General features: G+C 41.3%; 1 protein-coding gene and 2 pseudogenes. 2 read left to right on the forward strand and 1 reads right to left on the reverse strand.

Annotation, left to right across the window (positions count from 1 at the left end; all coding sequences use genetic code 11):
• Positions 1–192: 192 nt before the first annotated feature.
• Positions 193–3690, forward strand: a complete 3498-nt coding sequence (locus tag A7589_RS08030) for an autotransporter outer membrane beta-barrel domain-containing protein (RefSeq protein ID WP_108188795.1) — start codon at positions 193–195, stop codon at positions 3688–3690.
• A gap of 174 nt (positions 3691–3864) precedes the next feature.
• Here the strand turns inward: A7589_RS08030 and A7589_RS08035 are convergent.
• Positions 3865–4070 (reverse strand): annotated as a pseudogene (locus A7589_RS08035) (hypothetical protein); the annotation flags it as partial.
• Between A7589_RS08035 and A7589_RS23230 the strand changes: the two are divergent.
• A pseudogene (locus A7589_RS23230) lies at positions 4069–4182 on the forward strand (alkaline phosphatase); the annotation flags it as partial. The pseudogenes A7589_RS08035 and A7589_RS23230 sit on opposite strands and share 2 nt — an antisense overlap.
• Positions 4183–4308: the final 126 nt, after the last annotated feature.

The raw sequence follows: 4308 nt of genomic DNA on the forward strand, positions 1-4308 counted from the left end.
ATATAGGGGCAAATCCATAAATACAGGGAGTATCACGAGACGTCTGGATAAGAGGAATAACCAGAATAAATTGGTAAGGAATAAAGACACTTATTTCTATTGAGAAAAAACATTCATCCTGATGTGATTAGTATCAATGAAATAATGTGCTTGTATGGTTGATAAAAAATGCATCACTAAAGAAAAAACAGTATGAATAAGAATATACGAATTTTACAGTTTCTGGTCAGTATACTTTATTCTGTGCAGTCTCATTTTTCTGGTGCGCAAACAATACAACTGAATGGTAATGGTATACCTGAAAGTATAACCAGGAGTATTACAGGTGTTGATGGAAACGCGGCGCTTAATATTAGCGTGCCGTATAAAACAAGTTATACTCAAAATATACTATCTGTTGAAAGCAGTATTAACATCAAAGGAGGAACAAGCAATACATCAATCGGTGGTGCAGGTGTCTACGGTGAAAACTTTACGCTAAATAATAATGGTAGTGTTTGGGGAGGAGATGGATATAATGGTGGAGTTGCTGTTAGTGGCAACAAAATATCTATAAACAATTACAGAAATGTATATGGGGGTAATGGTCTTGGTGGCTCAGGAAGTAGCGGAGGTGCAGGGTTAAGCGGGGATGATATTATAGTTGATAATTACAGAAGTATATACGGAGGTGATGATCTAGGTGGGACAGGTGGTTCCGGTGTAACCGGGAGCAATATTACAGTGCATAATTCCGGAGGAATATGGGGCGGTAATGGCGTAAACGGTGGTGATGGTATTAATGGTAGTAATCTTTTCATTACTAACGACAACATAATATCTGGGGGATATGGAATAAAACAAGGGGGAGATGCTATTTCTGGAAATCAAATCACTTTGAATAATAACGGTATTGTTCAGGGGGGATATGGCCCCGACGGTGGTTGCTCTGTTTATGGAGAAAATATCCATATTAATAATCATGGTAATCTTTCAGGATTATATAATAGCCAAAAAGATGCTTATAATACATCAATAATTTTTTCTGGCGGGTATAATTCATTAGATATTTATTCAGATTCTGTGATTAATGGTGATATTAAACTAGCTAGTATACCTGTTAATGGTACAAATGAATTAATTATTAAAAACATCAATAACGCAACAGCAATTAATGGTGGGCTAATGATTGGGAATGGCTCATCTGTTTATCTGTCAGGCAAGAACTCCATTTTTAACGGAAATATAAGTATTGATGAAGACGCATCTATGAACCTGTCTGTAGGAAATGCTAATGTTCACGCAAATACTATTACATTAAAAAGTGATTCATGGCTTAATATAGACACATCAATTAAGAACTGGACTCAAGACTATTACACATTATTGTCGTCAGACACAGGTATCTCGATCGCTGATAATAGTCACATTGTACAATACAATGTATTACTGACAGAAGGTGCTGAAAGTTATGTTTATACGTCTTTAAATGACGACGATAACAAACTGATATCCATGCTGAGATGGAATAATACAAAAGGGATGGGATATGGAACCTTTAATATAGAAAAAGATGCAACTCTGAACATAGGCGTTTCTCTTTCCGATAATCTTTCACCTTTATTATATGATGGCTGGGACGGCAAAAGTCTGACAAAATCAGGTAATGGTACTCTTATACTTTCTGCAACAAACAACTATACAGGAAATACAGAGGTTAAATCTGGCGTATTAATTCTTGCTGCACCTGATGCTCTTGGTCGGACTGAGTATTTATATTTATCCCGTGGCGCAGAACTGGATATGAATGGGTATCCTCAGACAATAAGTAAACTACTGACGGCTGCAGGCTCTGTGCTGAACATTCATGGCGGAAGCCTGATACTGAATAATGGAGGAGAATCTGCAGGTACTATTGCAGGGGATGGTTCTCTGAACATAAATGGGGGAATGCTTGATATAACGGGTAATAATCGTAATTTTTCCGGTGTTTTTACCGTGAATAAGGGGGCTCAGTTAGCTGTATCCTCGGCTGATAATCTGGGGACAGCCTTTGTTGATAACTATGGCACATTAACTCTGAACAGTACATCAGCATGGCAGCTTACCAACAATATCAGTGGTTATGGTAATGTTCGCAAGACGGGAGCAGGTGCACTGAACATTAGCGATAACGCAAAATGGACCGGGATGACAGATATTATTCAGGGGACAGTGATACTGGGGAACGCAGATTCACCGGTGATGCTCGGCAGTAACCAGGTCATTGTTGAAGAGCAGGGCAAACTCTCCGGGTTTGGGGGCGTTGCAGGAAATCTGAGCAATAGTGGTATAGTCGATCTCACTACATATATGCCGGGTAATATACTGACTGTCGGAGGGAATTACACTGGCAGAAATGGACTTATTCTCCTCCAGACAGAAACAGGTGGTGACAATTCGAAAACAGATCGTCTGGTGATTAAAGGTAATGCCAGTGGCCGTACCCGTGTCGCTGTTACTCAGGCCGGTGGTACTGGTGCAGAGACACTTAATGGGATTGAAGTGATTCACGTCAGTGGCAATGCTGATAATGCTGAATTCATTCAGACGGAACGTATTACAGCCGGAGCTTATGATTACATACTGAAACGTGGTCAGGGGATTAACAGCACTAACTGGTATCTGATTAGCAGAAAAGACATTCCTGTACCACAACCTGAAGCTGTACCGGAAAACCATGATAATAATTTGCGTCCTGAGGCAGGTAGCTATGTTGCCAGTATTGCTGCTGCAAATAATCTGTTTGTAACGAATCTGTATGAACGACAGGGACAGGAGTTGTATATCAGCCACATGACAGGAGAAGAAAATGAAGCAGGTATCTGGATGTATAATAAAGGAAAACATAATCGCTGGCGTGACAACAGTAGTCAGCTGAGAACCCGGGGGAATAGCTACGTTGTGTTAATAGGGGGAGATATAGCTCAGTGGAGCCTGAATGGTACCGATCGCTGGCATACAGGTATGATGGCTGGCTATGGTCATAATAATAACAGTACGAATGCCCTGAGCACCGGATACCATTCGGAAGGAAGAATGAATGGATACACAGCGGGTCTTTATGCAACATGGTATGCCAATGATGAAACACACAATGGTTCTTATCTTGATAGCTGGCTGCAATACAGCTGGTTTGATAATCATATAAATGGAGAACGGCTGCCTGCTGAGTCATGGAAGTCAAAAGGGTTTACGGTATCTCTGGAAGCAGGATATTCATGGAAGGCTGGAGAGTTTACCGACAATTACAAGGGAAGTCATGAATGGTATGTTCAGCCGCAGCTTCAGGTTGTCCGGATGAATGTAAAATCAGACAAATATCATGAAAGTAACGGAACCAGTATTGAAAATACCGGTAACGGAAATATTCTCACCCGCCTGGGAGCAAGAACATGGCTTACCAGCAAAAACGGTAAAAATACGCGGTATGCGGTTCCGTTCAGACCATTTGTGGAGGCACACTGGTTGCACAATAGTCGTGTTTTCGGCACCAGTATGAATGGTGTAAGTATATACCAGGATGGTGCGCGTGATATCGGAGAAATAAATGGTGGTGTTGTGGGAATGATAACACCAGAAGTAGCATTCCGGGCTGATGCAGGCATTCAACTTGGAGAACATGGATACCATAATACATCTGCCATGTTGAGTGTGGAATATCGTTTCTGATGTGTCTTTACATTATAAATATCCTTCACAAAATATTGTTGATAAGACATGGTTAGGTGGTGAGCTGCCTCGGAAAATATGACGACAGTCATGATTTCTAAGAGATTTGAAATGCGTTGATAACAAAATCTGAAATATAGGAGTCTGTTTAGGATTGTGTGTAAATGCCTTTTCTCAGAAGTAACCGTCCAGGCGGTCACTGAATCCGATAATAAAGCGGCTTATTGCCATACCCCAGTCCTTCAACGGCATCGTCCATTTCGGGGACGATGCCTGTATTGCCAGACACACCACTTTTTTCACCGGCTCGTCTGTCGGAAACACTTACGCTTTTTGATCGCATGGCGGATCACGCTGTTTAGCGACCCGATGGCATTCGTCAGCGACAGCGACGACTCTTACCGCTGGAACGAAGTGGATAAGCGCTTCAGTGTCGACGACACGCCGAACGAGCCGAACCGCTTCGGCTGGGTGGGGGAAATCGATCCATATGGTTATTTTTCAGAAAATAATGAGAACATCTGTGCTTTATATAACCAGATAAAACCACGCAATAAGCATAAATATTACAGGTGATAATACTTTTATTTATCACTTCGGTGGTGATGCTGCCAACTT

The organism is Escherichia sp. MOD1-EC6475, from assembly GCF_003046645.1.
GTDB lineage: Bacteria > Pseudomonadota > Gammaproteobacteria > Enterobacterales > Enterobacteriaceae > Escherichia > Escherichia ruysiae.

Excerpts from the sequence above, each read along its gene's own strand:
- A7589_RS08030 (WP_108188795.1), top strand. The coding sequence starts at position 193 with ATGAATAAGAATATACGAATTTTACAGTTTCTGGTCAGTATACTTTAT.